Source organism: Marinifilum sp. D714 (assembly GCF_030851345.1).
Taxonomy (GTDB): domain Bacteria; phylum Bacteroidota; class Bacteroidia; order Bacteroidales; family Marinifilaceae; genus Marinifilum.
This window is the reverse complement of the sequence record NZ_JALPNU010000030.1, coordinates 1-23,900: the sequence shown is the minus strand read 5'-3', so window position 1 is coordinate 23,900 and position 23,900 is coordinate 1. Positions and strand designations below refer to the sequence as shown.

Here is a 23,900-nt window from a genome sequence, read left to right as displayed (position 1 = left end):
AAAGTCAGAGCATGGAAAATCACCTTTGATGAGGTATTTTCAATTTCACTATCTTTAATCTTATCTTTTAATCCCTACACTTATGCCCAAGCTTAAATTTGCTGCCATACAAATCAACAATTGTGATGCAAAGTCCATCGAGGAACGAGATGCTAACCTGCTTCATGCTCAAAAAATCATTGATGAATTAGAAGTGGTTGATCTAATTGTTCTGCCAGAGCTTTTCACAAGTGGATATTCCGGGAAAACATTCGTGCAATTAGGCGAATTAGCTGAAGGTGTAAATGGCAAAAGCTTTCAGTTCTTTTCTGATTTAGCCCAAAATAAAAACTGTTACATTTGTTATGGTTTTCCTCAGAAAACAGAAGATGGTTTCTTTATCTCGCAAGCCGTTGTCAATCCTAAAGGTAAAACGGAAACCATTTATAGCAAGCAACACATGGCTCAATTCGGAAACTCTATGGAAAAGGAGTATTTCCAAAAAAGTGAAGACACCATCAGCTTCGAGATCAATGGCGTTAAAATTGGCATTATTATCTGTTACGATATGAGATTTCCTGAATTAACAAGAACTCTGGCCTTAGATCATGAAATTGATTTTCTGCTGCATCAGGTGGCTTTTTACAAGGACAACAGTTTTCCAAGCTGGCATCATTTTGTGATTACCCGAGCATTAGAAAATCAAATTTACGTGTTGAGTTTGAACCGAGCCGGAGAAGAATATGGCTCTTCTATTTTCTGTCCTCCCTGGATGGATTACAACACCTCTCCTACCATTCTTAAAGAACAAGAGGAGGTAATGATTGGCGAAATAGATACAGATGTTATTGGTACAGTTCGTGACGAATATCAATTTAGAAATGACCGAAAAAAGAATTATTAATTAATTTAGAGGCTTCTTAAAGGATAACACAACTAAACCACTAACTAACACATGAAACATTTAGTAAGCCTACTGCTACTTGCAGTGGTAAGCGTATGGCAATCGCATGCCTGCACAACTGCCGTGATTTCCGGCAAGTACACAAAAGATGGTCGACCAATCATATGGAAACTACGCGACACAGAAAGTTTTGAAAACAAAATGATGTATTTCACCGATGGCAAATATCCATACATCGGAATGATCAATTCCAACGACGCAAAAGGGGAACAAGTTTGGGGTGGATCGAACTCAATGGGCTTTGCAATCATGAACTCTGCATCGTTCAATGTAAACATGCAGGATACAACTTCATCGAAAGATCAGGAAGGACGCTTTATGAAATTGGCCTTGCAACAGTGTGCAAACCTTGAAGAGTTTGAGCAATTGCTGAAAGATACACCTAAACCAATGGGATTGGCTGCTCACTTTGGTGTACTGGATGCTGATGGAAATGTAGCTTTTTATGAGGTAAACAACCATACATTTACCAAATTCGACGCTAACGATCCTGCCCAAGCTCCAAATGGCTACATTTTAAGAACCAATTACTCCTTTACAGGTAAAAAAGATATTGGTTACGGATTTATTCGTTTCCAAACAGCTCAGGATATTTTCTACCAAGCCGATGCTTGTGGCAATATGAATGCAAAAACTGTAATTCAGGACTTCTCACGATGTTTAAAGCACCCTGTTTTGAAAAGAGACTTCAGAAAAGAGTTTGAAACTGTACCTTACGGAGAAAACTTTGTGAATTCAGGAGATTTAATTACGCGCCATGGATCATCATCAATGATCATGATAGAAGGTGTGAAAGAAGGTGAAGACAAAGATATGGCAACGATCTGGACTCAAGTTGGATTCCCAAATACCTCAATTGCATTACCTGTTTGGGTAAAAGGTGGTAAAAATTTGCCTAAAGTATTATTGGCTGATGGAAAAGAGAACTGCCCTTTAAATGCTATGGCTATGGAATTGAAAGACCACTGCTACCCAATTTCACGTTCGGCTGGATACAAATACTTAAAAGTATCAGAATTAATCAATGCTGAAAAGACAGGTATTATTCAAAAACTTGAAAAAGCTGAAGAAGAACTTTTCAAAAACACAGAAGAGCACCTAAAGAAATGGCGTTCGGCTAAAGTGAATAAAAAAGAGATTGAAGAATTCTACCATTGGTTGGATGATTACACTTACAAAACTTACAATGGCATGCTTGACATCCAAAAGTACCAGAGTTTGTAATGAAATAAACAATTGGAAAACATTAAGTGAAGCACAGGGCAATATTGTTCTGTGCTTTTTGTATTTTAGAGCCTGAATTTAAAATTATCAATTATCAATGATGAATTATGAATTGATTCACTCATAATTCAAAACTCCTAATTCATAATTCAATATGAGTTTTAAGTCGATATTTAAGTCCGCATTACCCCACCTGGTATCAATCCTGGTATTTTTAATTGTAGCATTTATGTACTTCCAGCCAGCATTGGAGGGAAAACAATACAAAAAGGGTGACTCTATTCACGCGTGGGGTGCCAAAAAAGAAATTATTGATTTTCGCAAAAAGACTGGAGAAGATGCCTTGTGGACCAACTCTATGTTTGGAGGAATGCCATCTTACCAAATTAATGTTGATTACCAGGCGAAAGACATGTATACTTTCAAAAAAATGATGGAGCTTTATACTCCCGATCCTGTGAAGTACATCATTCTGTACATGCTTGGTTTTTATATCCTTCTCATTAGTTTACGAGTTAATCCATGGCTTTCCATAGCAGGTTCCATTGCATATGCATTTTCCACTTATTTCATCATTATTATTGGTGCAGGTCACTTGTGGAAAGTAAATGCCTTAGCTTTCATCCCTCCCGCCCTTGGTGGAATTTTAATGGTTCTAAGAGGACGATATCTTTGGGGTGGAATTATCACTGCATTTTTCCTGATCATGGAATTGTATTCCAACCACATACAAATGACTTATTATTTTATACTTACGGTTATTTGTATTCTGATCTACGAATTCTATCACCAGTTTAAAGAAAAGAACCTTAAACATTTCTTTAAAGCCATAGGAGTGCTTGCCATAGCTTCGATTATTGCTTTGGGCGTTAACTTTACAAACTTATATAGCTCATACGAATACAGTAAATCCACAATTCGAGGTAAATCGGAATTGAGTTTGGGTAACAAGGACAACCAAACCACTGGAGTAGATAAAGATTACGGAACCATGTGGAGTTACGGAATCCAGGAAACTTTAAGCTTATTGATTCCTAATGCCAAAGGTGGCGGTGGATCTCCACAAGAAGGCATTCAGGTTTTGAACTATGTGAATGGTGGACAAATAAATTCGGTTGCTAACTATTACAATATGGAGCAGGTGAAAAACCACCATTACTGGGGGAATCAATTGTTTACAGTTGGTCCTGTTTATGTAGGTGCATTTATCTTGTTTCTGTTCTTCTTGGGATTATTTATTGTGGCAGGTCGCCTAAAATGGGGATTGCTAACAGCTACCATTTTGGCAATCATGCTATCCTGGGGACATAACTTTACTGCCCTTACAAACCTGTTCTTCGACTACGTACCACTTTATAACAAGTTTAGAGCAGTATCATCCATCCTAATTATAGTTGAGCTGTGTATTCCTCTATTGGCCATTTTAGCGCTTAAAAAGCTAATTGATGAACCAGAGGTACTGAAGAAAAAAGTGAAGTTTGCTTCTCTAAACATAAATGTTTTGGTTCTGCCATTTGCATTAACAGGAGGTGTTGCCCTTCTTCTTTATCTTATCCCAACTTTTGGTTTGGATTTCTTAAGTGATGTAGAGCAAAACTATTTTACCCAGATTAGTGCTTCCAACCCGAATGCAGTTTCATTCATTGCTCAAATTCAGAACGATTTGGTCAATGCTCGTATCGATATGTTTAGAGCTGATGCCCTAAGAAGCTTCTTGTTCATTTTAGTTGGTGCAGCTTTGGTTTGGGCATATTCTAAAGATTATCTGAAAGCAAAATTCTTTATCCCAGCGGTAATTGTTTTAATTTTAGTTGATTTGTATCCGGTAAACAAACGCTTTACTACCAATGATGCATTTGTAGAAAAGAAAGAATTGAACCTGGCATACATGCCTAATATGGCAGATTTTCAAATTCTGCAGAACGAGCTAAAAAATAACCCTGAATTAAAGGCAATTGCAGATCAGGCAGTAAAAGATTACACCAGAAAGAACAGAAAAGCCAGCGATTACGAAAAAGTAGCAGCACAACTTTGGGCCGTTACCTACAACACCAATTACAGGGTGTTTGAACAAATCGGTGGTCCTTTCCAAAATGCACGTCCATCCTACTTCCACAAATCCATTGGAGGTTATCATGGAGCAAAATTGCGTCGTGTTCAGGAATTGTACGAATATCATATCGACAAAGGCAACATGAAGGCTTTGGATATGTTGAATGCGAAATACATCATTAGCCAGGGAGAAAAAGGAGCTCAGGTAAGCATTAATCCAAACGCACTTGGAAACGCATGGTTTGTGGATTCTTATAAATTGGTTAAAGATGCCAATGAAGAAATCATGCTTTTAAATGGCTTTGATCCGGCTAAAGAAGCAATTGTTGATCAGCGTTTTAAAGATCAGCTGAATGGTTTCAATATTATTGCTGATTCAACTGCCAATATTCGAATGACAAAATATTCGCCAAATCAGATTAGCTACAAATATCAAGCAAACACAGAACAACTGGCTGTTTTCTCTGAAGTTTATTATCAGCCTGGTTGGAATGCATATATCGATGGAAAACCAGCAAAACACTTTAGAGCAAACTATGTGCTTCGTGCTATGAAATTGCCAGCAGGAAATCACAAAGTAGAGTTTAAATTTGAGCCGAAAGGATACTACATAGGAGAGAAAATATCTCTTACAAGTATGATTCTGTTCTTCGTTCTTGCATTGGGCGCAATTGCTTTTGCAATCAAAAACTACAAAAAGGAAAATGCATAGCGGATACAATAAAACACAACAATTTGTAAACTTTATGCAGAAAATCGTTTTTCTGCATATCGTGCTGTTTTTTCTACGTTGGTTCTATTTCTTTTTGGAGAAGTTAGTTCCTAAAAACAAAAGAATTGCACTTTTCTTTTTGACCGAAAAGAACTATTTCGACAATTCGAAATACCTGTTTGAGTACATGAGGGTGAAGAACGATTTCAACAGCATTTTGTTTACGCCACACAAAGCATTATACAAGCAATTGCAAGAGAAATTTCCGGGCGAAGTAGTTTACGCCTGGTCTTTTAAGGGTTTTAGACTGTTTTTACGAAGCAAGCATGTTATTATTTCCTATGGAATTAGTGCTGCTGCTTTTGCCCCATATTACCTGCATACAAAGTGTAAAAATATCATCTATCTGGGACATGGAACTCCAATGAAAAAGATGGGTTTACAAACTGCCGTATGGAGAAAATATGGAAAGCAAAAGCAACTTCAGGGCTATTCCTATATGGTAGGAAGTTCGCCTTTAGAGCAAATCATCCATGCTGCCGGATTTAATATGGACATGAATGATGTTTGGGTAACTGGTTTGCCACGAAACGATTACTTGACTGATCCGGAACATTTAAATACCGATTTGCTCCTTAAAAATCCATTTCTGGATCGAAAAATTATACTTTACGCTCCAACCTGGCGCGAAGAAGGACACAAAACCCATTTCTTCCCTTTCGAAGATTTTAATGCCGATCAACTTTCCAAATTTCTAGAGAAAGAAGATGCATACATTTTAGTTCGCGGCCACAAAGAGGATATCAAACGCAAATCTGTTCATAAAACACACGATTTCTTTTCAATCGAAAGAGTCATAAAAGCCGATCAGGACAGGTTTGCAGATGTATATGATTTGCTCCCTTACGTGGATATTCTGGTTACCGATTATTCATCGCTTTGGATCGATTATCTTTTGCTTGATCGACCAGTTATTTTTCTTCCTTACGATTTGGAAGAATACAGTCAGTACAAAGGGTTTTTTATCAACTTTGATGAGAACAGTCCTGGTGCAAAATCAGAAAGCCAAAAAGAGTTTATCACTCACTTGAAACGCTATTTCAATCAACCATTGACACATGCCAAGTGGCGCAAAAAAATTCGCGACATGTACCACACTTATCAGGATAATGGCAGTTGCGAAAGAGTTTACAACGAAATTCGAAAATTGAATCAATAAATGAACCTAAATAAACACTCCAAACCTGTTATATTCTTCACCACTCTTTTGGGGTGGATTTTTCTTGTTCCGTTAAGCTACCTGATTCCCAAAAAGAAAAACCTGATGGTTTTAATGGGCGCCAAAGATGGATTCTTTAACGACAATGTAAAATTCTTTTTTCTTTATTTGGCTGAGGAAAAACCAGATCAGGAATTCTACCTACTAACTGCAAACAGGGAGATTTTCAATGAACTGAATCAGAAATACGACAATATTCTTTACTATCCTTCATGTAAAGCATATTGGATTATGCTGAGAAGTAAAGTGTTTGTAGTTGATAATTTTTCGTGGATGGACAATTGTCGTTTTCAGTTGTTCTGGAGAGCAAAAATTGTTCAAATATGGCATGGCATTGGCTTCAAGAAAATTCAACGCAGCAATAAGTTTTTTATTCAGGAAACCAGCTCATTATATCGCAGATTCATTCTTAACTTTGTGGGTAAATTGCCAAAATATCAAGCGCTTATTTCAACTGGCAAGTTCTTTACCGAAAAATTCTTTAAACCGGCCTTTATAAGCGATCATTTTATTGATACGGGTTATCCTAGAAACGACATCATTGTAAATCCTGAAAAGTACGAGAATGCACTTTTATATTCGGATGTAAAGACCATCAGTAAAGTAGCGGAAATGCGTAAAAATGGAATCAAATCGGTTTTATATGCTCCAACTTTTCGCGATACGGGTGGCGATGGGATTTCCGATGGAATTCTTGATCTAAAATCGCTTAACGAATTTGCCTTGCAAAACGATTTGGTATTTGTGTTTAAACTGCATCCACTGCCACAATATCAAAGCATAAGCGATGATTTTGAAAGAATTCTATGGTACGATAATGTAAAGGATGTTTACCCTTTCCTTCCGGAAACGGATGCCATGATTAGCGATTATTCTTCCATTTACATGGATTATATCTTGTTGAATCGACCAATTTTCTTCTTGCTTTACGATCGTGAAAAGTATGAAACCAAAGATCGTGAATTGCATACTTTCTTTAACGATTTTATTGTTGGACCAATTTCTACCAACCAACAAAAACTGCAGGAAGATTTGATAGAGAATTTAGGTAATGCAGATAACTTTATGGGCAAGCGAGAAGAAATCATTCAAAAATCATACGATCACATTGATGATAAAGCTTCTGAGAGAATTTTTAATTTCATTCAAGAACACTATCTTCGCCAGTAAACAATGAACAGCCAACAAAAGACAAACAACAATCATATGAAACGCGTAATCACTTTTGGTACTTTTGATTTATTTCACATCGGACATTTAAGAATTTTAGAACGTGCCAGAGCACAGGGTGATTATCTAATTGTTGGAATCTCTACCGATGCTTTAAACTTCTCTAAAAAGCAAAAGAACCCTATCTACACCGAGAAAGATAGAATGAGAATCATTGAATCTTTAAAAGTGGTTGACGAAGTGTTCTACGAAGAATCTTTGGAGTTAAAAGGCGAATATATAAAGAAATACAATGCCGATGTTTTGGTTATGGGTAACGACTGGGAAGGAAGATTTGATGAATTCAAATCGCTTTGCGAAGTTGTATATCTTGAACGAACTCCATCTATTTCAACTACTGAGATTATTGAAATTATCAAGGAATAATTTTTCCTTTTATCAAACTCAAATTTTATTTTCCCGGAATGCTTCTATATTTGTGCCCGAACCACCAATATATTATGCATGACACCACTATTGTATTACCTATTTCTTAAACCAATTTCTCTACTACCACTTCGTGTTTCGTATTTGATATCAGATCTACTTTTTGTTTTAAACCATTATGTCTTTCGGTATCGAAAAAAGCTGATTCTGAACAACATTCAAAACTCATTTCCTGAAAAAAGCGATAAGGAACACAAAAAAATTGCACGAGATTTTAATCGTTTCTTTTGTGATTTTATAGTAGAAAGTATTCGATGCTTCAGTATGAATAACAAAGAAGCTCTTAAGCGTTGTAAAGCCATAAATCCTGAAGTATTAGATGAACTTCACAAAAAGAAAAAAAGCATCGTTTTGGCCTTTGGGCATTACAACAATTGGGAAATGGTTGCAATGGCTTTAGGCAGCTCGTTAAAGCACAAAACAAGCGCTATTTACAAACCGTTATCAAACAATTTTTTTGACAAGAAATTCAGAGAAACCAGAGGAAAATCGAGTTTACAATTGGTTCCTAAGAGTGAAACAAAGACATTTTTAGAAGAGAAAAAAGACAAAGCATATTTGGTAGGTTTTGGTTGTGACCAATCACCCAATCGAAAAAAGAAAAACCTGTTTTGGACAAAATTTTTAAATCAGGATACTGCAATAATGTTTGGTACTGAAAAATACGCTGCAGATTACGATTATGCGGTCGTGTTTTTATACATCACTCGACGAAAACGAGGATATTACGATGTAGAATTAAAGATCATTGAAGAAAATCCCAGAGAAGCTAAATATGGAAGCATTACAAAGCAACATACCAAACTACTCGAAGATCAAATCAAACAACATCCTGAATATTGGCTATGGAGCCACAAAAGATGGAAGTTACAAAAGCAAGATCATGAAATTTGTCATTAACCAAGCTTCATGTACTTTTTAACAAACTGGTTGAAATCTGCTGATATTTTAAAGGCGAAAGATAATAAAAGGTAAACTCCGCCAACTATTGATGATCTAATTGCAATATCGAATACAAACCAATCCATTTTTGGTAAAAGTGTTCCGACATAATAAGCTGTGGCAGCAACCAGCATTACCATTAGATATCGATAATTAAAGGGTTGGAATTTGTACTTCTTTAGTAAAAATAGATATTTGGATAGGTTAAAGAAGAAAGTTGCTGTAACAGATGCAACGGCAGCTCCAATAATTCCCCAAATCGGAATCATGATAAGGTTGGTAATAATTACCAGAAGACCATATAGAGTCATGAATACAGCTTGCATTTTATAGTATGGCGATGACTGAATAATAACGCCACTCACTCCTGATGCCATCTGAATTACATGACCTAGACCAATAAAAAGCACAACATATTTCCCATCAATAAATCGATCAGATACAATTTCAAAAATATTCTCAATATTGATCCAGATGCCAATAAACAACAGGCATCCTACCATAAATTGATGTAATCCGCTTTGGGAATAAATCTGACTAATGGTTTTTAAATCTTTCTTTTTCCATGCCTCGGCAATAACCGTACTTGCAATTTTTTTTAGACTTCTTGAAGGCATAGAAACCAAGCTTCCAAAGTTGGTCATGGTTGCAAAAATCCCCGTTGGTCCAAGGCCAACATAGCTAACAATCATCACCCTATCAATCTGGTTGGCCAACTTATCACTTAAACCATTCAATATCCCGAATAAGGAAACACTTGTCATTGACTTACGCAATTCTGGTGTAACAAACTTTAAATTGGATGCAAAAGAAATTTGCCCACGTACCCAAAGTAAAATAAAGAGAAATACCGTTGGAGAACAGTAGGCCAATACATACAATAATATGAATTGGGAAAAATCAATCACATTTTGCCAAAACAAAATCAGGAAAGTGAGGTTTAGAACCTTAAAAACTATATCTCTGAAAAATGTACCTGAAACTGCGTCGTACATTACTCTGTTGTACCCCTCAAACAAATTGTAGAAAAGGGTGAAAAACACTAGTGGAATCAAATAGATCAGGTAATTCAAATACAGCGGTGTCTCCTCCTGGTACATTTCTACAGCGATCGGCTGCAGAATAAAATATGCAATTAGAGAAAGTGCAAAACCAGCCATTCCCACCCAAAACAAAATAAACAAATAACCATTGTGGTTTACATTCTCGTTACGGAAATAAGGAAACAAACGTGCAGTAACATTGTTGAAGCCGAGCGTGGAAAATTGCGCGGCAACAGTAGTAATCGCACCCAACCAGGCAATTAATCCAATCTGATCGGTCGCAAAAAAACTGGGATACAATATACCTGTATTTATAAATCCCAAAATCGCTCCGATATACGAAACGAAACTTCCCTTAATGGTTTGTTGTCGAATAATTCCCAATGTGCAATTGTCTATTTGGTAGTGATACAATCACAAATTTAACAAAAAAGGTTTAGTGAATGTGTAAATGAATGAAATTGTGAATGTGCTTTGACTAGACTTGCGGAAACTTTCTCCTTTTGTTTAAAAATTGTATTTTCGCAAGTGACCAATTAATATTGATCCTAATCGGTTTAAAACAAGCTAACATATGGCACAAAAAGAAAAAGGCTCGAAGCGCCGTTTGCGCTCCTCTTATATTACTTCAGTTATCAGTATTTCTCTGGTTCTTTTCATGTTGGGACTAACAGGTTTACTAATTTTAAATGCAAATCAGCTTTCAAACTATGTGAAAGAGAATATTGGAGTCTCAATCATTCTAAAAGACAATGTGAAAGAAGTTGAAATAAGACGTTTACAAAAGAACCTGGATGCAACAGAATTTGTAAAAGCAACCGAATTTGTTGATAAGGAAACTGCAGCAAAAGAGCTACAGGAAGAGTTAGGTGAAGATTTCATTTCTTTTTTGGGCTACAATCCACTAAAAGCTACAATCGACGTAAAACTGTATGCCGAGTATGCCAATCCTGATAGCATAGCCGTTATCGAAAAAGATTTTACCAGATACTCGCAAGTGCAAGAGGTTTACTATCAAAAATCATTGGTTCATTTGGTAAACGATAACGTAAAAAGAATCAGTTTAATCCTTTTATGCTTTAGTGCCATTTTATTTATTATTTCGTTTACACTAATCAACAATACCATACGATTATCAATCTATTCACAACGTTTAATTATAAACACCATGCAGTTGGTTGGTGCCACCAGAGGTTTCATTCGTAAACCATTTATAGGCAAAGGGCTTCTTCACGGATTTTTAGGCGCATTGATTGCAAACGCAATGTTGTCTGGTGTTATATACATTTCGCAACAAGAACTCAGACAAGTAATTACTTTTAACAATACCGAGCTGGTAGGAGTATTATTTTTACTGATTATTCTAACTGGTTTATTTATCACCTGGATTTCTACCTTATTTGCGGTGAATAAGTACTTGCGATTGGAATCAAGATCATTGTACTAAAGATTAGGAGTTAACAAAACTTAAGACATTTTAAATGCTGATTCAGTAAAATTTATTGTAAATTTGGCATTGATTTCCGAACACGGATAAATTTTGAAAACATGAACAAACAAAATAACAAACCAGGTTTCGCTCTTGGCAAAGAAAATTACAAACTTCTTCTGATTGGTTTTGTAATTATCATTATTGGATTTTTGCTTATGATGGGTGGTGGGTCTGATGATCCTAATGTATTCGACGAAAGCATTTTCAGTTTTAGAAGGATTACGCTTGCTCCATTGGTGGTATTGTTCGGATTTGCTTTCGAAATTTATGCCATTATGAAGAAACCCAAAGAAGATAAATAGCATAACACCTATCTGATTCCGATTTAAATATCGGAAAAACATACTACTTAATTTTATGAATTGGATTGAAGCCTTAATCCTTGGATTACTCCAGGGACTTACTGAATTTTTGCCTGTTAGTAGCAGTGGACACTTAGAATTGGGAAAAGCTCTTTTAGGGGTCGATGCTGAAAATAATCTTGCATTTACTGTAATCGTTCATGGAGCAACAGTACTTAGTACCATTATCGTTTTTAGAAAAGATATTCTTGCTCTTTTTAAGGATGTTTTTCTTTTTCAATGGAACGAATCCACACAATATTTATTTAAAATTGCCATATCTATGATTCCAATCGGAATTGTTGGTGTTTTCTTTAAAGATGAAGTATCAGAGCTTTTTGATAACAATGGTATTCTGCTTTTGGTAGGATGCATGTTATTGGTAACAGCAACTTTACTGGGATTTACCTACTATGCAAAACAAAAGGACAAAGAAATATCCTTTAAGGATGCCTTAATCATTGGTTTGGCACAAACATTTGCCATTCTACCCGGTATTTCGCGTTCTGGAGCTACCATTGCAACAGGATTGCTGCTTGGCAACCGAAAAGCAGACATTGCAAAATTCTCATTCTTAATGGTATTAGTCCCTATTATAGGAGAAAATATTCTGAGTTTGGCTAGTGGTGAATTAACTTCGCATGGCAACATTGAAGTTACTCCTCTAATTGTAGGTTTTATTGCAGCTTTTGTTTCCGGATTACTGGCTTGCAGCTGGATGATTAAGTTGGTTAAGAAAGGAAAATTAATCTATTTTGCCATTTATTGCCTGATTATCGGAGTAATTGCTATTTTTGCAGCCTAATTGTAAAAATGGCAAATCACTTCTAATGATTCGATTCGAAACCGATAATGACTTTCAACAAGGGGCTTTTATTCTGCTGAATAAGCCATACAAATGGACTTCGTTTGATTTGGTGAACAAAGTAAAGTTCAAAGTCAAACACAAGCTTCGTGTGAAAAAAATTAAGGTTGGTCATGCCGGAACATTGGATCCTTTGGCTACCGGATTGATGATTGTATGCATTGGAAAATATACCAAAAAGATTGATACTTATCAATCGCAGGTGAAAGAATACATTGCCACTTTGCAATTGGGAGCAAGCACTCCTTCCTTCGATTTGGAAACAGAAATCGATCAGGAATATCCAACAGAACACATTACTCGTGAACTGGTTGATGAAACATTAAAAGGTTTTATTGGAAGTATTGAGCAACGACCACCAGATTATTCGGCAGTTAAGGTAAACGGTAAACGTGCCTACGAATATGCCCGAAAAGGTCAGGAGGTCGAAATCAAGAAGAAAACTTTGGTGATCGATGAAATCGAAGTTCTCGAATTTGCCAAAAATGTTCTGAAGATTAGAGTGGTTTGCAGTAAAGGAACCTATATCAGAGCTTTAGCACGTGACATTGGTCAGGCTTTAAATAGCGGTGCTCATTTAACAGCTCTGCAACGCACTCAAATTGGCGATTTCAAAATCGACGATGCTATTGAAATTGAAGATTTTATAAAATTCTTAGAAAATTTATAACTATCTTGCAACTTTTTCGTAAAAAGGAAAGCTTCGCTTTTTGCAGTAACAAAAAAATATATTTTTAAAAGTCAGTCAGCCTTATGAAGTTATCTAAGTTTAAGTATAAATTACCTACAGAACTTATTGCTTTACATCCAGCCTATAACAGAGATGAATCTCGTTTAATGGTACTTCACAAAGATACAGGTAAAATTGAGCACAAAATCTTTAAAGATTTAATCGATTATTTCGATGATGAAGATGTTATGGTGTTCAACAATACCAAAGTATTTCCTGCTCGTTTGTATGGTAACAAAGAGAAAACAGGTGCCGAAATTGAAGTATTTTTGTTGCGCGAATTAAATCGCGAACAAAGACTTTGGGATGTTTTGGTTGATCCGGCTCGTAAAATCAGAATTGGTAATAAATTGTACTTTGGTGATGACGATTTGTTGGTTGCCGAAGTTATTGATAATACAACATCAAGAGGTAGAACACTTCGTTTCTTATACGATGGACCATACGATGAATTCAAGAAAACTCTTTTCGGATTAGGAGAAACTCCACTTCCAAAATTCATCGATCGTTCGGTTGAGCCTGAAGATGCTGATCGTTACCAAACCATTTTTGCAAAACACGAAGGTGCAGTTGCTGCTCCAACAGCAGGTATGCACTTTAGCCGTGAGTTAATGAAGCGTTTGGAAATTAAAGGTATCGATTTTGCTGAAGTAACATTACATGTTGGTTTGGGTAATTTCCGTACTGTTGACGTAGAAGATTTGACCAAACACAAAATGGATTCTGAGCAAATCTTTATCGAAGAAGAAGCGGTTGAGAAAGTAAACTCGGCTAAAAAGAAAAAGAAAAATGTTTGTGCAGTTGGTACAACCGTAATGAGAACTCTTGAAAGTTCGGTATCAACAATGGGAACTTTGAAACCATTTGAAGGATGGACCAATAAATTTATTTTCCCTCCTTACGAATTCCATGTACCAAACAGAATGATTACCAACTTCCACTTGCCACTTTCTACTTTAATGATGATGGTTTGTGCATTTGGAGGTTACGAAAATGTAATGGCTGCTTACGAAGAGGCAATTAAAGAAAAATACAGATTTGGAACCTACGGTGATGCAATGTTAATCATCTAAGACAATCTATAAAATACTTTGCAAAAGCTGGTGATTCATTAATCATCAGCTTTTTTTATGTAGCATTAGCATTGGGTTTGATAATTTTTGCTATTTTGTATATTCGTTTAACAAATTAAAATTTAACTATGGAAGTTGTTGTAGAAAGAAGCGACAAGAATTTTGTTGCAATGATACTATTGTGTCTTTTCTTAGGAAACCTAGGAATTCACCGTTTTTATGCTGGTAAAATTGGAACCGGAGTATTAATGCTATTAACCTTAGGTGGATTAGGAATCTGGACTCTAATTGATTTAATCATCATTGCCGTAGGAAGCTTTAAAGACAAAGAAGGACGCTATATTAAGAACTAAATAGTAAATAACTAAAAAGAGATCTGCAAAAACAGATCTCTTTTTTTATTCCTCGGTATTTACCATCCAGCTTGAAAACACATTCAGATAGTCCCAATAAGACATTAAAAGTTCATCTGAGAGCCCAAGTTCTGGTAATAATTTCTGATAGCATTCAAGCCAGATTTTCCTTCCTTCAGTCGTAATTTTAAATGGTTTGTGACGACGCACCAACATAGGCTCTCCTCGATTCTGATTGAAATATTGTGGTCCGCCTAAAATTTGAATAAAAAAATCTGATGAGCGCAACTTGGCTGCTTCAAATTCTTTATCATCGGGGGGAAACAAAGCCCCTATTTCACTTTCTCGCAAAAGATTGTAATGATCGTCTACTAATTTTCTGATTCCTTCTTCACCCAAAATTGTTAATATTTCTCTATTAGGTCTGGTTACCTGTGGACGTTCACCAAATTGATATTCTTTTATTTCCAGTTTCATCTGTTTATAATTTTTTCCATTTGTAAGATGGTCCCGATAACTATCGGGATTACCATTCGCAAATAACCATTCTCATGTGCGAGTTAATAATTATTTACTCATGGACGTTTCATATTATTATTTGATTTAAACTTAAAAGTATCAAAGATTTTCTAAATCGCTACTGCTTTATTAAAAAAAAGACCAATCACTCTTAAATTTCCAGATTCCTGATAAAATTTATTTTTCTCACCCATCATAATTTGTTAAATTAGACAATCTATTAAAAGTTCCCACAAACTCTCTTAGTTGCCATTCGGCGACTTGTACCATTTCACTTTAAACCGCGGCTTTAGGCCACAATTTAATTATCATGAAAAAGATATTTTATCTGATTCTTATTCTATTCTTGAGCTTAAATATTGTAATTGCCCAGGAATGCAGCATTTACATTCCCAACACGGTTGGAACCGAGTTGCACTATGAAATGACTAATCAGAAAGGAAAAGTACTAGGCTCGTATACCCAAAAACTACTATCGATTAAAAACAAAGGTGGTGAAACCATTTACTCCATGTTGCAAACCACAATGGATAAAGATTCAAAAGACAAAGTTATTCTGTCGGACACCATTACATTTCGCTGCAAAGGAAATGAGTTCTATATCGACATGGACAAATACCTCAATCAAAAACAAATGGAAGCTTTCCAGAATATGGAAGTTAAAATTACCACGGATGATTTGATGTATCCCCAAAATTTAAAGCCTGGACAATCGCTAAAAGATGGATCAATTACCATTTCGATTGAAGGTGGTGTAATGAACATGAATATGACCACCAATATTGTTAATCGAAAGGTTGAAGCTTTGGAAAATATGGATACACCCGCGGGTAATTTTAAATGCTATAAACTTTCTGAAGAGGTTCAAAGCAAAACTGGCTTTGTGAATGTTACCATCCGCAATATAATGTGGATTTCAAAAGATGTTGGGACCATTCGAAGTGAATCCTACAACAAGAAAGGAAAGTTAACAGGAATTACACAGTTGGTGAAGATTATAAAGTAAAAAGTTCAAAGTATAAAGGAGAAAGTATTACTACATCTTACTTCCTCCTTTTAACTTTATACTTAATTAGTTCATTATATTTCTTGGTTTGCCTTGCAACCACAATCTGATGTTTTCCATCACGATATCGATTCGTTTTTCGAACGATTCGTTGGTAGCATAAGCAATATGCGGCAGCATAATCAAGTTTGGTGCAGTAAACAAGATGTGTTCTTTGTCCAATGGTGGTTCCTTTTCGTAAACATCGACAGCTGCTCCAGCAATTTCGTGTTCGTCAAGGGCCCAACACAATGCATCACTATCAACAACAGGTCCACGAGCAGTATTAATTAGAATTGCTTCAGGTTTCATTAATTTGAATTCATCTTTGCCCATTAATCCTTTTGTTTCCGGAGTTAATGGCACATGCAATGATACAATGTCCGACTCCTTCAATAAAGTCTCCTTATCAACAAATTTAACGCCTTCTACGCTCTTTTTGCTTCGGCTATAAGCAAGAACCTTACAATTGAAAACCTTGGCAATTTCGGCCACTCTAAGGCCTATTTCGCCAGCTCCAATTATACCCAAAGTTTTTCCATTGAGCTCTGTTCCTAAAAAACCTCCACGATCACCACCAAAACGAGTCATGGCATCGCCTCCAACAATCTTGCGATATACCGACAAAATCATACCAATGGCAAGTTCAGCAACCGATTCATTCGAAAACCCGGCAGCATTGGAAACCAAAATGTTTCGATCATTACATGCCTGCATATCGATATGATCAACACCAGTAAAGGCAACTGAAATCATAGAAAGCTTTGGACAGGCATCAATAATTTTTTTGGTAATTGGAATATTGCTGACTACAATCGCATCGGCTCCCTCTGCTCTTTTGATTAGCTCTTGTTCGTCCTCATTTCGATCTCCAAAGAACACCAACTCGTGTCCCAATTCTTCGAATTCTTTTTTAAGTTGACCATATTTACAGGCGGTCATTCCTATTGGTTCAAGTATTGTGTATTTCATATTTTGACAATTATCAGTAAACAGTTAGCAGTGAACAGTTACTATTGATTATTATACTTTTCAGGACTATTCCAGACTTTTTAAGGTCATGAGACTGCTAAAGTAAAGATTTCATTTTTCAGAATCAATGAATTAAGGGCTGATATCCTGCCATAGCTGTGTAAAAAATGCATTCAGCAGGCAATTATTGGCTTTGAACGATTTAAATTTCATGCTTCAATTATTTTTCTGAATTTGTATCAGTAAATGAACAAATTACCAGATGATTGACCACACAAAAGCATACAACAAGTTTTTAAATCAATTCATAAACAAATGGCTAAATTGCTCAGAAGAATTTCCTGCCAACAAGCCAAAATTCTCTTTTATTGAGAAATACATTTGGGAGTTAAAATGTGAACGATTTCTCAGCTTTGTAAAATCGAACAGCAAAAAAGAGAACCTCGAAAATGAATTGCTTTTTAAAAAGTGTAAATCCTTCTTTAAAGATGAGTTATCGTACTCCAATGATCAATTGCAATTGATTTTTTCGGATGATATGATTCATGCGACCAAAGATTTCATCCGAAAAGCTCTTCAATTTGACTCGAATTTGGGCAATGAGGAACTTTTTCAGGCATTAAGAAACCAGTGGATTGTTTTTGGTCTTCAATCCTTGTTTGGCCATCCTGTTCAAACCACCTCATCAACATTGGCATATAGCCTTCTTTATCCGTATACAGATAATTTTATCGATTCCCGAAGGATCTCTCATCAAGATAAAGTTGAATTTTCGAAACGTTTTGAGCTGAGATTAAAAGGCGAAGAGGTAATGGCTAAAAGCGAGGCTGAAGAAAAAATCTATCAATTGGTTGGAATGATAGAGGATGATTATGACCGAAACAATTATCCCAAAGTGCACGAAAGTTTACTGGATATTCACCATGCCCAAACCCGAAGCATTGCATTGACCAAAAACACGCTTATGAGTGATATCGAATGCTTCGAAATTGCCGTTACCAAAGGTGCAACATCAGTTATTGCCGATGGGTATTTAATTGCAGGAGAATTGAACTACGATCAGCTTCATTTTCTCTACGAGTATGGTGCATATTTGCAGATATTAGACGATTTACAAGATGCCAGAGATGATTTGTATGAAGGAGTCTTTACCTGTTTCTCTAAAAACCTGCATTCACAATTTCTCGATAAAATGTTGTGTAAAACCTATCACTTGGGAAAAGAGGTTTTGGCAACCGTGAAGAAAATTTATCCAAACGAAATTGCATTCCAGGGATTGATTAAACGTAGTTTTGGATTGTTATTCGGATCATCGGTTGTTAGCAATCCTAAAGATTTTAGTCCTGAATTTATCCAGCAATGTGAACGCCACTCTCCTTTCCGCTTTTCTTTTGCAGATAAACACAAAGCCGAACTGAGTAATTTCTCAGTACTATTCGAAAAGAAGTTGGAGGAGTTTAAGAAAGAAGGTTTTTATGCAGTGTAAAGCTTTCGATTGGCTTAATTCAATGCTCGGATTGATAAATCATGCTTCGAATTGGCTTTGCTATTGGTAGGATCGACATTTTGGTCGGTAGAATTGATTCCGCCAGCTCAAAATCGACAAATCTTGCGGTAGAATTGGCAAATCAATCGGTAAAATCAATGATTTACCTCTTCGGATGGTCTCTGCGCACGTAGATTCGTTTCCGCCAATGGTTTTATGCCTCCGAAGTTGGTTTTATATACCCGCAAGAGATTTTATAGTAGCGCAAATAAAAACGCCTTCATCCACACAGGGACGAAAGCGTCTTTTTATTTTTTTAGCAAACTTTAGATAAGTCTACTGAAATAGATTATCCGTGTAATCCACACTCGCGGTTACCAAGAACTTTTGTTGGATCGAAATACTTGGTTTCAATTCCCAAATTGTGCTCAGCAAGATATTTGTCCATTTCTTCATCGCTCCAGTTGTAAAACGGGCTTACTTTAAGCATTCCATCAGCCGATAAAGAAAGAATATCAATAGAATCGCGGAAAGCAGTTTGACCTTTTCTCAAGTTTGTGAACCAAACATCTGGCTTGTGCTCTTCCATTGCTCTACGGAAAGGCTCCATTTTTACCTGCTCGGTAAATTCTTTGTGTTTAGGATCGTTGATATCAGGAATACCCATAACCACATCGCGATGTGCAGCTGTTTGCTTAGGCACATACAATTTTACATTTAAGTCCAATTGCTTAATGGTTTCTTCAGCATGACGATAGGTATTGGAAGTATTGTATCCTGAATCACACCAAATTACTGGAATATCTTTCTTCACTTCGGCACAAGCGTGCAAAATTACAGCTTCGTATGGTCTGAAGTTTGTGGTAACCACAGCCTTTTTTCCATATGCAATTGCCCATTCAATAATCTCTTTTGGAGTTTTACCTCTCAATTCCTCATTAAGTGCTTTAATATCCATTTTTATCTATATTAATCGTTTATTTTCTGATTTGTACGGACGAAATTATAAAAAAATCTGCTTCAAAATGTTAAAACAAAGAATAAGTACTTTTAAAACTTATCCATTGCAAAATGAAATGAATCAGGTGTTGTCCTGTGTATCTCAATCTGGTTGCAATCATTAAAACTCATAAAAGCTTTCAACTCTTTCGATAAGGCTTCGGAAAAAGCATCTGTTTTCTTAAGGTTCGTTTCCAATGCCAAATGATTGACATGCAATACAGATGTCTTTCTGTCTGCCTTGCAGTCCATTCGGGCCACTAACTTTCCATCCCAAAGAATTGGCAAGGAAAAATATCCAAATTTGCGTTTGGCCTCGGGAACGTAGCATTCAATTTGGTAATCGAAATCGAAAATTGCTTGCATCCGCTTTCGCTGGATTAATAGGTTATCGAAAGGGGAAAGAATTTTGAGTTTGCTACGCGACAAAGGTTTATTCAATAGGTCAAGAGCATTTGGCAAAGCGTAATAATTCATCTCTCCTACTTTGATATTCAGTAGCTCTCCGCTTATGTGCATCTCTTTCAGGTATTTTTCCACTAAAGATTTGGTATTTTTCAACAGGTAGACCATTTCCGATGCCAAGCCCAAGCCATTTGCCTCCAGGTAACGAACAATTAGGAAACGAACGTATTCTTCTTCCGTTGGTGCTGAAGTATTGATATCATTTGGAATGACCCTTTCGGTTAGGTCATAAATCTTATGGAAATTGTTTCTGCCAGGAATCATTAAATCGCCTTGCATAAAAAGATTTTCCAAGGCTCTTTTGGCAGGCTTACTCGACCAATCTCTTCTTCTTTTATCCGTATTCTCAAAATCTTTTGCCATCAAAGGACCTTCAAGCTCAATTCGCTTCATGATGGCTTTCATCAATTTCTCATCTTTTTCGTACCAGTGATTTTGAGCTCCACTTGCTATTGCATGCTTTCGTATCAAACTAAAACGAAAATCGCGCATAGGCAGATATGCCGCTGCATGCGACCAATATTCAAATACCTTTTTATCCGCAAGCAACTGGTCGAGATGTGAAGCTTGATATTTAGGATTTCGAGCCCATAAAGTATGATGATGCGCGCGCTGAACCACCGAAATGGTGTCGATTTGAATGTAGCCCAAATGCTCGATAGCATGAAGTGTATTTTGAATTGCTCTCCCCTTTGTATTTACAGGTGGCAACTTTTGAGACAACAATACCAATTTTCTAGCCTGATCAGGAGAAAGAGAATCTTGAATTAAAGACATATTTTTTGCTTAATGTTGATTAACAAACTTATAAAAAAAGATACATCAGCAATGTTTATCAATTCACAAATTAATGAACTTGAAGTTCAATTAATAAGCATATTTATTACTTAACCTAACCCAATTTCAATAATATTGAAATTGGGTTAGGTGTTTCTCAAAAGAATATTTTCAAATCATCTCTCATCGTTTATTACACTTTGCACTAATGACTTACATTTGCCACAATCTGTACATGCCCCTGTTACCTTTCCAACCTTGTCAATGGTATTTGCTCCGTCTTTTACAGCATCAGCAACAGCTTCCATGGTAATCATCTTACAACCACAAGCTAATCCCAATATTTTTTTTATATCATCAATACAGTTCCCACAACCGGTACCTGCTCCTGTAATCTCTTTTATTTCTTCTAAGGTACGAGCTCCATTAACCATAGCCATCCTAATATCACCATAGGTCACTTGTTTGCAGTGACAGATAATTCTATTTACAGGAATCAATAAAGCTGTTACGTATAATTCTCCATCAGTTTTAAGAGTATGCATCGAACCTGCAGGAGCAACTAAAACACTTCCTACGGTTAGCTCTACTTCTTTTCCTTCTACTATACCAATACCTTCTCCTTTTATACAATAGAATACTTCATCTTGAGCTGCATGTTCATGATATGGTACTTTCATATCGGAATGAATATGATATACTTTTGTATCAATAGCTTTTTCAATAGTACTTAAATCCATAATAACTAATATCTATAATTTAGGTTTAAACCAAATTGATAATTCTTGATAACTAATGTATTTTAACTTACTTTTAGTGCGTCAAAGCTAATTGCATAGTATCTATATTACAAGAACTTACAGCAAAGTGAGATACTTACTTTCAAGTAACTAATATTGAAAACCAAGATGATAAAATGGAAAAAAAACTAGAAATATTTTCTCATTTTGAGGAATGTCCCGTAAGGAAGGTTTTAAACAGGTGTGGTGATAAATGGTCTGTATTGATACTTCTGGTTTTAGGTGAAGTAGATAATATGCGTTTTAATAAATTACACAAAACCATTGGTGACATATCGCAAAAAATGCTTACCGTCACTCTTCGCACATTGGAAGCTGATGGATTAATAAAAAGAACTGTATTTCCTGAAATCCCACCAAGAGTAGAATATGAAATTACAGAAAGAGGAAAATCATTATTAGTACATATCAACAATTTGGTGGATTGGGCAGAAGAAAATATGGAAGCTATAATGGAATCAAGAGTTAAGTTTGAGTCATAATTGTGATCCTAATTCCTTTGCGTCACTTATAATAAAGAAAAACATAGATAGTTTTTATACAGTGCAAAGTAAAACAACAGATCAAACTTTTTACTTTATATTATTTAATTGTACAAACTCTACGCTAAAGATGAAGCCTTTTATCAGGCATTTTTTGATACGATGAAGAGGATTGTTAGTAATCCGGGAATTGGTAGGTAGTTTTAATGTTAATCGATTAATAATGAAAGTTAAAAAAAGACCATTAGAAGAACTTGCCGATTTGCAAAAGAGAGTAATAAACTCTAAAGAGCAAGCGGAAAGGTATAATAGTACCGGTAAAAAATCCAAAAAATTGTTGGCAAAAAGACGAAATAAAAGAGTCAAGGAAAAATATACAACAGCTAATGATCTTTTATACTTACATGAAAAATTTAACCTAGATAATCCTGAATTAAAGAATGAAATATTGAATAAATGTGGCAACCAATTTCTTTCTATCAAGAAGAAGGTGTTGAAAGAAATCAAAATGAAACCATCTTACACTAAAATAATATTTACACCAACAGGAAATAAGAGATAAATCTGAGAACTAAGTTTTCTTTAATTTATTCAAAAAACTACCAAACAATTACTAATTATAATTGTTAACGTTACTCTTTAGGGTATGACTCACACCTAAATACTAAATTTATTTGTAGCCCCACCAGAACCTTCATACCTCCACCTAGATATCTATTTTTATGCAATTTACAAGAATAACACTTAAGTGATTTACCCTAATTTACTCCCCGTTGGGATTTAGATAGTTAACGGCGATAATAAGAAACATAGGGCATTGAAAAGCACTTGCGAAGCCGCTTATTAAATTTCATGTTGTTAAACTTATACTATCTGTGCAATAATTCTACGACCGATTAGACAACGGTATATTTGATAGTAAAAGAAGAGACAACAATTATCATTTATAGATAAAAAAACGACTCTTATATAGTCACTCAGTATGTACTAAAAATTATTGTCATATCTGAATCACAGTCTTCACCTCTGTGTAAAAAAGTGTAAAAATAAATGACCAGGTAACTTGACCCAAAAACATATACAAGTAGCTATATTTTTTATTCCCGAAATATTTTGTGGTTAGGAAAACCCCAATAGGAATAGACAAAACCACATGCGTGAGTAGAACTATTCCTGGCAATCCGTACTTCGCTTTAAATTTTATAATCTGCCTTCTTCTTTTTGTAAATATTCTTTTAGGTTTTATCCTATTTCTGAATATAGCAGGTAATAAAATATCATAAATTTTAATTAGACCTTTAGAAGTAAAAGTAAACAATACAAGTCCAACTATCCCTCCAATATTGGTATAAAGTATCGTCTCAAAAAATGACATGTCAAATGCATATATGGCAATTGGAAAAACTGCGGCAAATTTCCAACTACTAAAAAAAATTATTAAAATCTCCTTCACGATATGTTAAGCTTTTACTTTCAGTAGTAATTACTAAAAAGGTTGAATAACAAGTTAGGAATTTTAATTATTCAATAGTTTATTTTATTGGTAACTTTAATCTGGATAAATCGCTCGAACTTATGCCACTCATATCGGAGCAAAGTGTGCCACTGATTTCGGTCTAAGTTGTGCCACTTTTTGTAGATAGTATATCG

The 23,900-nt window shown here is 35.6% G+C and carries 23 protein-coding genes; 17 read left to right on the top strand and 6 right to left on the bottom strand.

Going from position 1 to position 23,900, the window contains the following annotated elements:
- Window positions 1-82 precede the first annotated feature (82 nt).
- The 7 genes from M0051_RS17785 to M0051_RS17755 all read left to right on the top strand — a co-directional run bounded on the left by M0051_RS17785 (window position 83) and on the right by M0051_RS17755 (window position 8,766).
- Window positions 83-883, top strand: a complete 801-nt coding sequence (locus M0051_RS17785) for a carbon-nitrogen hydrolase family protein (RefSeq protein WP_306742898.1) — start codon at window positions 83-85, stop codon at window positions 881-883.
- Between the two features lie 51 nt (window positions 884-934).
- On the top strand, window positions 935-2,167 hold the full coding sequence (locus tag M0051_RS17780) for a carcinine hydrolase/isopenicillin-N N-acyltransferase family protein (protein WP_306742897.1): 1,233 nt from the start codon (window positions 935-937) through the stop codon (window positions 2,165-2,167).
- Window positions 2,168-2,321: 154 nt separating this feature from the next.
- Window positions 2,322-4,931, top strand: coding sequence for a YfhO family protein (locus M0051_RS17775; RefSeq protein ID WP_306742896.1), 2,610 nt, complete (start codon window positions 2,322-2,324; stop codon window positions 4,929-4,931).
- A 34-nt stretch (window positions 4,932-4,965) separates the two neighbouring features.
- Window positions 4,966-6,150 carry a CDP-glycerol glycerophosphotransferase family protein gene (locus M0051_RS17770; RefSeq protein WP_306742895.1) on the top strand — a complete coding sequence of 395 codons (1,185 nt, stop codon included), beginning with the start codon at window positions 4,966-4,968 and terminating at the stop codon, window positions 6,148-6,150.
- Window positions 6,151-7,380 (top strand): CDP-glycerol glycerophosphotransferase family protein, encoded by a 1,230-nt coding sequence (locus M0051_RS17765; RefSeq protein WP_306742894.1) that lies wholly within the window; start codon window positions 6,151-6,153, stop codon window positions 7,378-7,380. It abuts the gene before it with no gap.
- 36 nt (window positions 7,381-7,416) lie between these two features.
- Window positions 7,417-7,806, top strand: coding sequence for an adenylyltransferase/cytidyltransferase family protein (locus tag M0051_RS17760; RefSeq protein ID WP_268191305.1), 390 nt, complete (start codon window positions 7,417-7,419; stop codon window positions 7,804-7,806).
- 78 nt (window positions 7,807-7,884) lie between these two features.
- Entirely contained in the window at window positions 7,885-8,766 is an 882-nt protein-coding gene (locus M0051_RS17755) for a lysophospholipid acyltransferase family protein (protein WP_306742893.1), read from the top strand.
- Here the strand turns inward: M0051_RS17755 and M0051_RS17750 are convergent.
- Entirely contained in the window at window positions 8,763-10,235 is a 1,473-nt protein-coding gene (locus M0051_RS17750; protein WP_306742892.1) for a lipopolysaccharide biosynthesis protein, read from the bottom strand. The two genes, M0051_RS17755 and M0051_RS17750, sit on opposite strands and share 4 nt — an antisense overlap.
- A gap of 190 nt (window positions 10,236-10,425) precedes the next feature.
- On the opposite strand from M0051_RS17750, the gene M0051_RS17745 reads away from it, so the two are divergent.
- The 6 genes from M0051_RS17745 to M0051_RS17720 all read left to right on the top strand — a co-directional run bounded on the left by M0051_RS17745 (window position 10,426) and on the right by M0051_RS17720 (window position 14,705).
- Window positions 10,426-11,298, top strand: a complete 873-nt coding sequence (locus M0051_RS17745; RefSeq protein ID WP_306742891.1) for an ABC transporter permease — start codon at window positions 10,426-10,428, stop codon at window positions 11,296-11,298.
- 101 nt (window positions 11,299-11,399) lie between these two features.
- Window positions 11,400-11,645, top strand: a complete 246-nt coding sequence (locus M0051_RS17740; RefSeq protein WP_306742890.1) for a DUF3098 domain-containing protein — start codon at window positions 11,400-11,402, stop codon at window positions 11,643-11,645.
- 55 nt (window positions 11,646-11,700) lie between these two features.
- The gene (locus M0051_RS17735) at window positions 11,701-12,489 is read left to right on the top strand and encodes an undecaprenyl-diphosphate phosphatase (RefSeq protein ID WP_306742889.1); all 789 of its coding nucleotides are present in this window, start codon (window positions 11,701-11,703) and stop codon (window positions 12,487-12,489) included.
- 25 nt (window positions 12,490-12,514) lie between these two features.
- Window positions 12,515-13,219, top strand: a complete 705-nt coding sequence (gene truB, locus M0051_RS17730; protein WP_306742888.1) for a tRNA pseudouridine(55) synthase TruB — start codon at window positions 12,515-12,517, stop codon at window positions 13,217-13,219.
- Between the two features lie 83 nt (window positions 13,220-13,302).
- A complete protein-coding gene (gene queA / locus M0051_RS17725) occupies window positions 13,303-14,352 on the top strand; it encodes a tRNA preQ1(34) S-adenosylmethionine ribosyltransferase-isomerase QueA (protein WP_306742887.1) in 1,050 nt (349 codons plus the stop codon).
- Between the two features lie 128 nt (window positions 14,353-14,480).
- The gene (locus M0051_RS17720; RefSeq protein ID WP_306742886.1) at window positions 14,481-14,705 is read left to right on the top strand and encodes a TM2 domain-containing protein; all 225 of its coding nucleotides are present in this window, start codon (window positions 14,481-14,483) and stop codon (window positions 14,703-14,705) included.
- A gap of 45 nt (window positions 14,706-14,750) precedes the next feature.
- On the opposite strand, the gene M0051_RS17715 is transcribed toward M0051_RS17720, so the two are convergent.
- Window positions 14,751-15,182, bottom strand: coding sequence for a hypothetical protein (locus M0051_RS17715; protein ID WP_306742885.1), 432 nt, complete (start codon window positions 15,180-15,182; stop codon window positions 14,751-14,753).
- Window positions 15,183-15,534: 352 nt separating this feature from the next.
- On the opposite strand from M0051_RS17715, the gene M0051_RS17710 reads away from it, so the two are divergent.
- Window positions 15,535-16,230 carry a hypothetical protein gene (locus tag M0051_RS17710; RefSeq protein WP_306742884.1) on the top strand — a complete coding sequence of 232 codons (696 nt, stop codon included), beginning with the start codon at window positions 15,535-15,537 and terminating at the stop codon, window positions 16,228-16,230.
- A gap of 66 nt (window positions 16,231-16,296) precedes the next feature.
- On the opposite strand, the gene M0051_RS17705 is transcribed toward M0051_RS17710, so the two are convergent.
- Window positions 16,297-17,241 (bottom strand): NAD(P)-dependent oxidoreductase, encoded by a 945-nt coding sequence (locus tag M0051_RS17705; protein ID WP_306742883.1) that lies wholly within the window; start codon window positions 17,239-17,241, stop codon window positions 16,297-16,299.
- Between the two features lie 262 nt (window positions 17,242-17,503).
- Here M0051_RS17705 and M0051_RS17700 point away from each other — a divergent pair, with 262 nt between their 5' ends.
- Window positions 17,504-18,727 carry a hypothetical protein gene (locus M0051_RS17700; protein WP_306742882.1) on the top strand — a complete coding sequence of 408 codons (1,224 nt, stop codon included), beginning with the start codon at window positions 17,504-17,506 and terminating at the stop codon, window positions 18,725-18,727.
- A gap of 349 nt (window positions 18,728-19,076) precedes the next feature.
- Here the strand turns inward: M0051_RS17700 and M0051_RS17695 are convergent, their stop codons facing one another.
- The 3 genes from M0051_RS17695 to M0051_RS17685 all read right to left on the bottom strand — a co-directional run bounded on the left by M0051_RS17695 (window position 19,077) and on the right by M0051_RS17685 (window position 21,708).
- Window positions 19,077-19,685: a phosphoadenosine phosphosulfate reductase family protein gene (locus M0051_RS17695; RefSeq protein ID WP_306742881.1), complete on the bottom strand. Its 609-nt coding sequence runs from the start codon at window positions 19,683-19,685 to the stop codon at window positions 19,077-19,079.
- Between the two features lie 92 nt (window positions 19,686-19,777).
- A complete protein-coding gene (locus M0051_RS17690; RefSeq protein ID WP_306742880.1) occupies window positions 19,778-20,968 on the bottom strand; it encodes a winged helix-turn-helix domain-containing protein in 1,191 nt (396 codons plus the stop codon).
- A 176-nt stretch (window positions 20,969-21,144) separates the two neighbouring features.
- On the bottom strand, window positions 21,145-21,708 hold the full coding sequence (locus M0051_RS17685) for a (2Fe-2S)-binding protein (protein WP_306742879.1): 564 nt from the start codon (window positions 21,706-21,708) through the stop codon (window positions 21,145-21,147).
- Between the two features lie 176 nt (window positions 21,709-21,884).
- On the opposite strand from M0051_RS17685, the gene M0051_RS17680 reads away from it, so the two are divergent.
- Window positions 21,885-22,250 (top strand): helix-turn-helix domain-containing protein, encoded by a 366-nt coding sequence (locus M0051_RS17680; protein ID WP_306742878.1) that lies wholly within the window; start codon window positions 21,885-21,887, stop codon window positions 22,248-22,250.
- Window positions 22,251-22,473: 223 nt separating this feature from the next.
- Entirely contained in the window at window positions 22,474-22,812 is a 339-nt protein-coding gene (locus tag M0051_RS17675) for a hypothetical protein (RefSeq protein WP_306742877.1), read from the top strand.
- Window positions 22,813-23,900 lie beyond the last annotated feature (1,088 nt).

Bases quoted from the DNA above. Each gene is read 5' to 3' on its own strand.
- M0051_RS17785 (WP_306742898.1), top strand. From the start codon at position 83: ATGCCCAAGCTTAAATTTGCTGCCATACAAATCAACAATTGTGATGCA.
- M0051_RS17780 (WP_306742897.1), top strand. From the start codon at position 935: ATGAAACATTTAGTAAGCCTACTGCTACTTGCAGTGGTAAGCGTATGG.
- M0051_RS17775 (WP_306742896.1), top strand. From the start codon at position 2,322: ATGAGTTTTAAGTCGATATTTAAGTCCGCATTACCCCACCTGGTATCA.
- M0051_RS17770 (WP_306742895.1), top strand. From the start codon at position 4,966: ATGCAGAAAATCGTTTTTCTGCATATCGTGCTGTTTTTTCTACGTTGG.
- M0051_RS17765 (WP_306742894.1), top strand. From the start codon at position 6,151: ATGAACCTAAATAAACACTCCAAACCTGTTATATTCTTCACCACTCTT.
- M0051_RS17760 (WP_268191305.1), top strand. From the start codon at position 7,417: ATGAAACGCGTAATCACTTTTGGTACTTTTGATTTATTTCACATCGGA.
- M0051_RS17755 (WP_306742893.1), top strand. From the start codon at position 7,885: ATGACACCACTATTGTATTACCTATTTCTTAAACCAATTTCTCTACTA.
- M0051_RS17745 (WP_306742891.1), top strand. From the start codon at position 10,426: ATGGCACAAAAAGAAAAAGGCTCGAAGCGCCGTTTGCGCTCCTCTTAT.
- M0051_RS17740 (WP_306742890.1), top strand. From the start codon at position 11,400: ATGAACAAACAAAATAACAAACCAGGTTTCGCTCTTGGCAAAGAAAAT.
- M0051_RS17735 (WP_306742889.1), top strand. From the start codon at position 11,701: ATGAATTGGATTGAAGCCTTAATCCTTGGATTACTCCAGGGACTTACT.
- truB (WP_306742888.1), top strand. From the start codon at position 12,515: ATGATTCGATTCGAAACCGATAATGACTTTCAACAAGGGGCTTTTATT.
- queA (WP_306742887.1), top strand. From the start codon at position 13,303: ATGAAGTTATCTAAGTTTAAGTATAAATTACCTACAGAACTTATTGCT.
- M0051_RS17720 (WP_306742886.1), top strand. From the start codon at position 14,481: ATGGAAGTTGTTGTAGAAAGAAGCGACAAGAATTTTGTTGCAATGATA.
- M0051_RS17715 (WP_306742885.1), bottom strand. From the start codon at position 15,182: ATGAAACTGGAAATAAAAGAATATCAATTTGGTGAACGTCCACAGGTA.
- M0051_RS17710 (WP_306742884.1), top strand. From the start codon at position 15,535: ATGAAAAAGATATTTTATCTGATTCTTATTCTATTCTTGAGCTTAAAT.
- M0051_RS17705 (WP_306742883.1), bottom strand. From the start codon at position 17,241: ATGAAATACACAATACTTGAACCAATAGGAATGACCGCCTGTAAATAT.
- M0051_RS17700 (WP_306742882.1), top strand. From the start codon at position 17,504: ATGATTGACCACACAAAAGCATACAACAAGTTTTTAAATCAATTCATA.
- M0051_RS17695 (WP_306742881.1), bottom strand. From the start codon at position 19,685: ATGGATATTAAAGCACTTAATGAGGAATTGAGAGGTAAAACTCCAAAA.
- M0051_RS17690 (WP_306742880.1), bottom strand. From the start codon at position 20,968: ATGTCTTTAATTCAAGATTCTCTTTCTCCTGATCAGGCTAGAAAATTG.
- M0051_RS17685 (WP_306742879.1), bottom strand. From the start codon at position 21,708: ATGGATTTAAGTACTATTGAAAAAGCTATTGATACAAAAGTATATCAT.
- M0051_RS17680 (WP_306742878.1), top strand. From the start codon at position 21,885: ATGGAAAAAAAACTAGAAATATTTTCTCATTTTGAGGAATGTCCCGTA.
- M0051_RS17675 (WP_306742877.1), top strand. From the start codon at position 22,474: ATGAAAGTTAAAAAAAGACCATTAGAAGAACTTGCCGATTTGCAAAAG.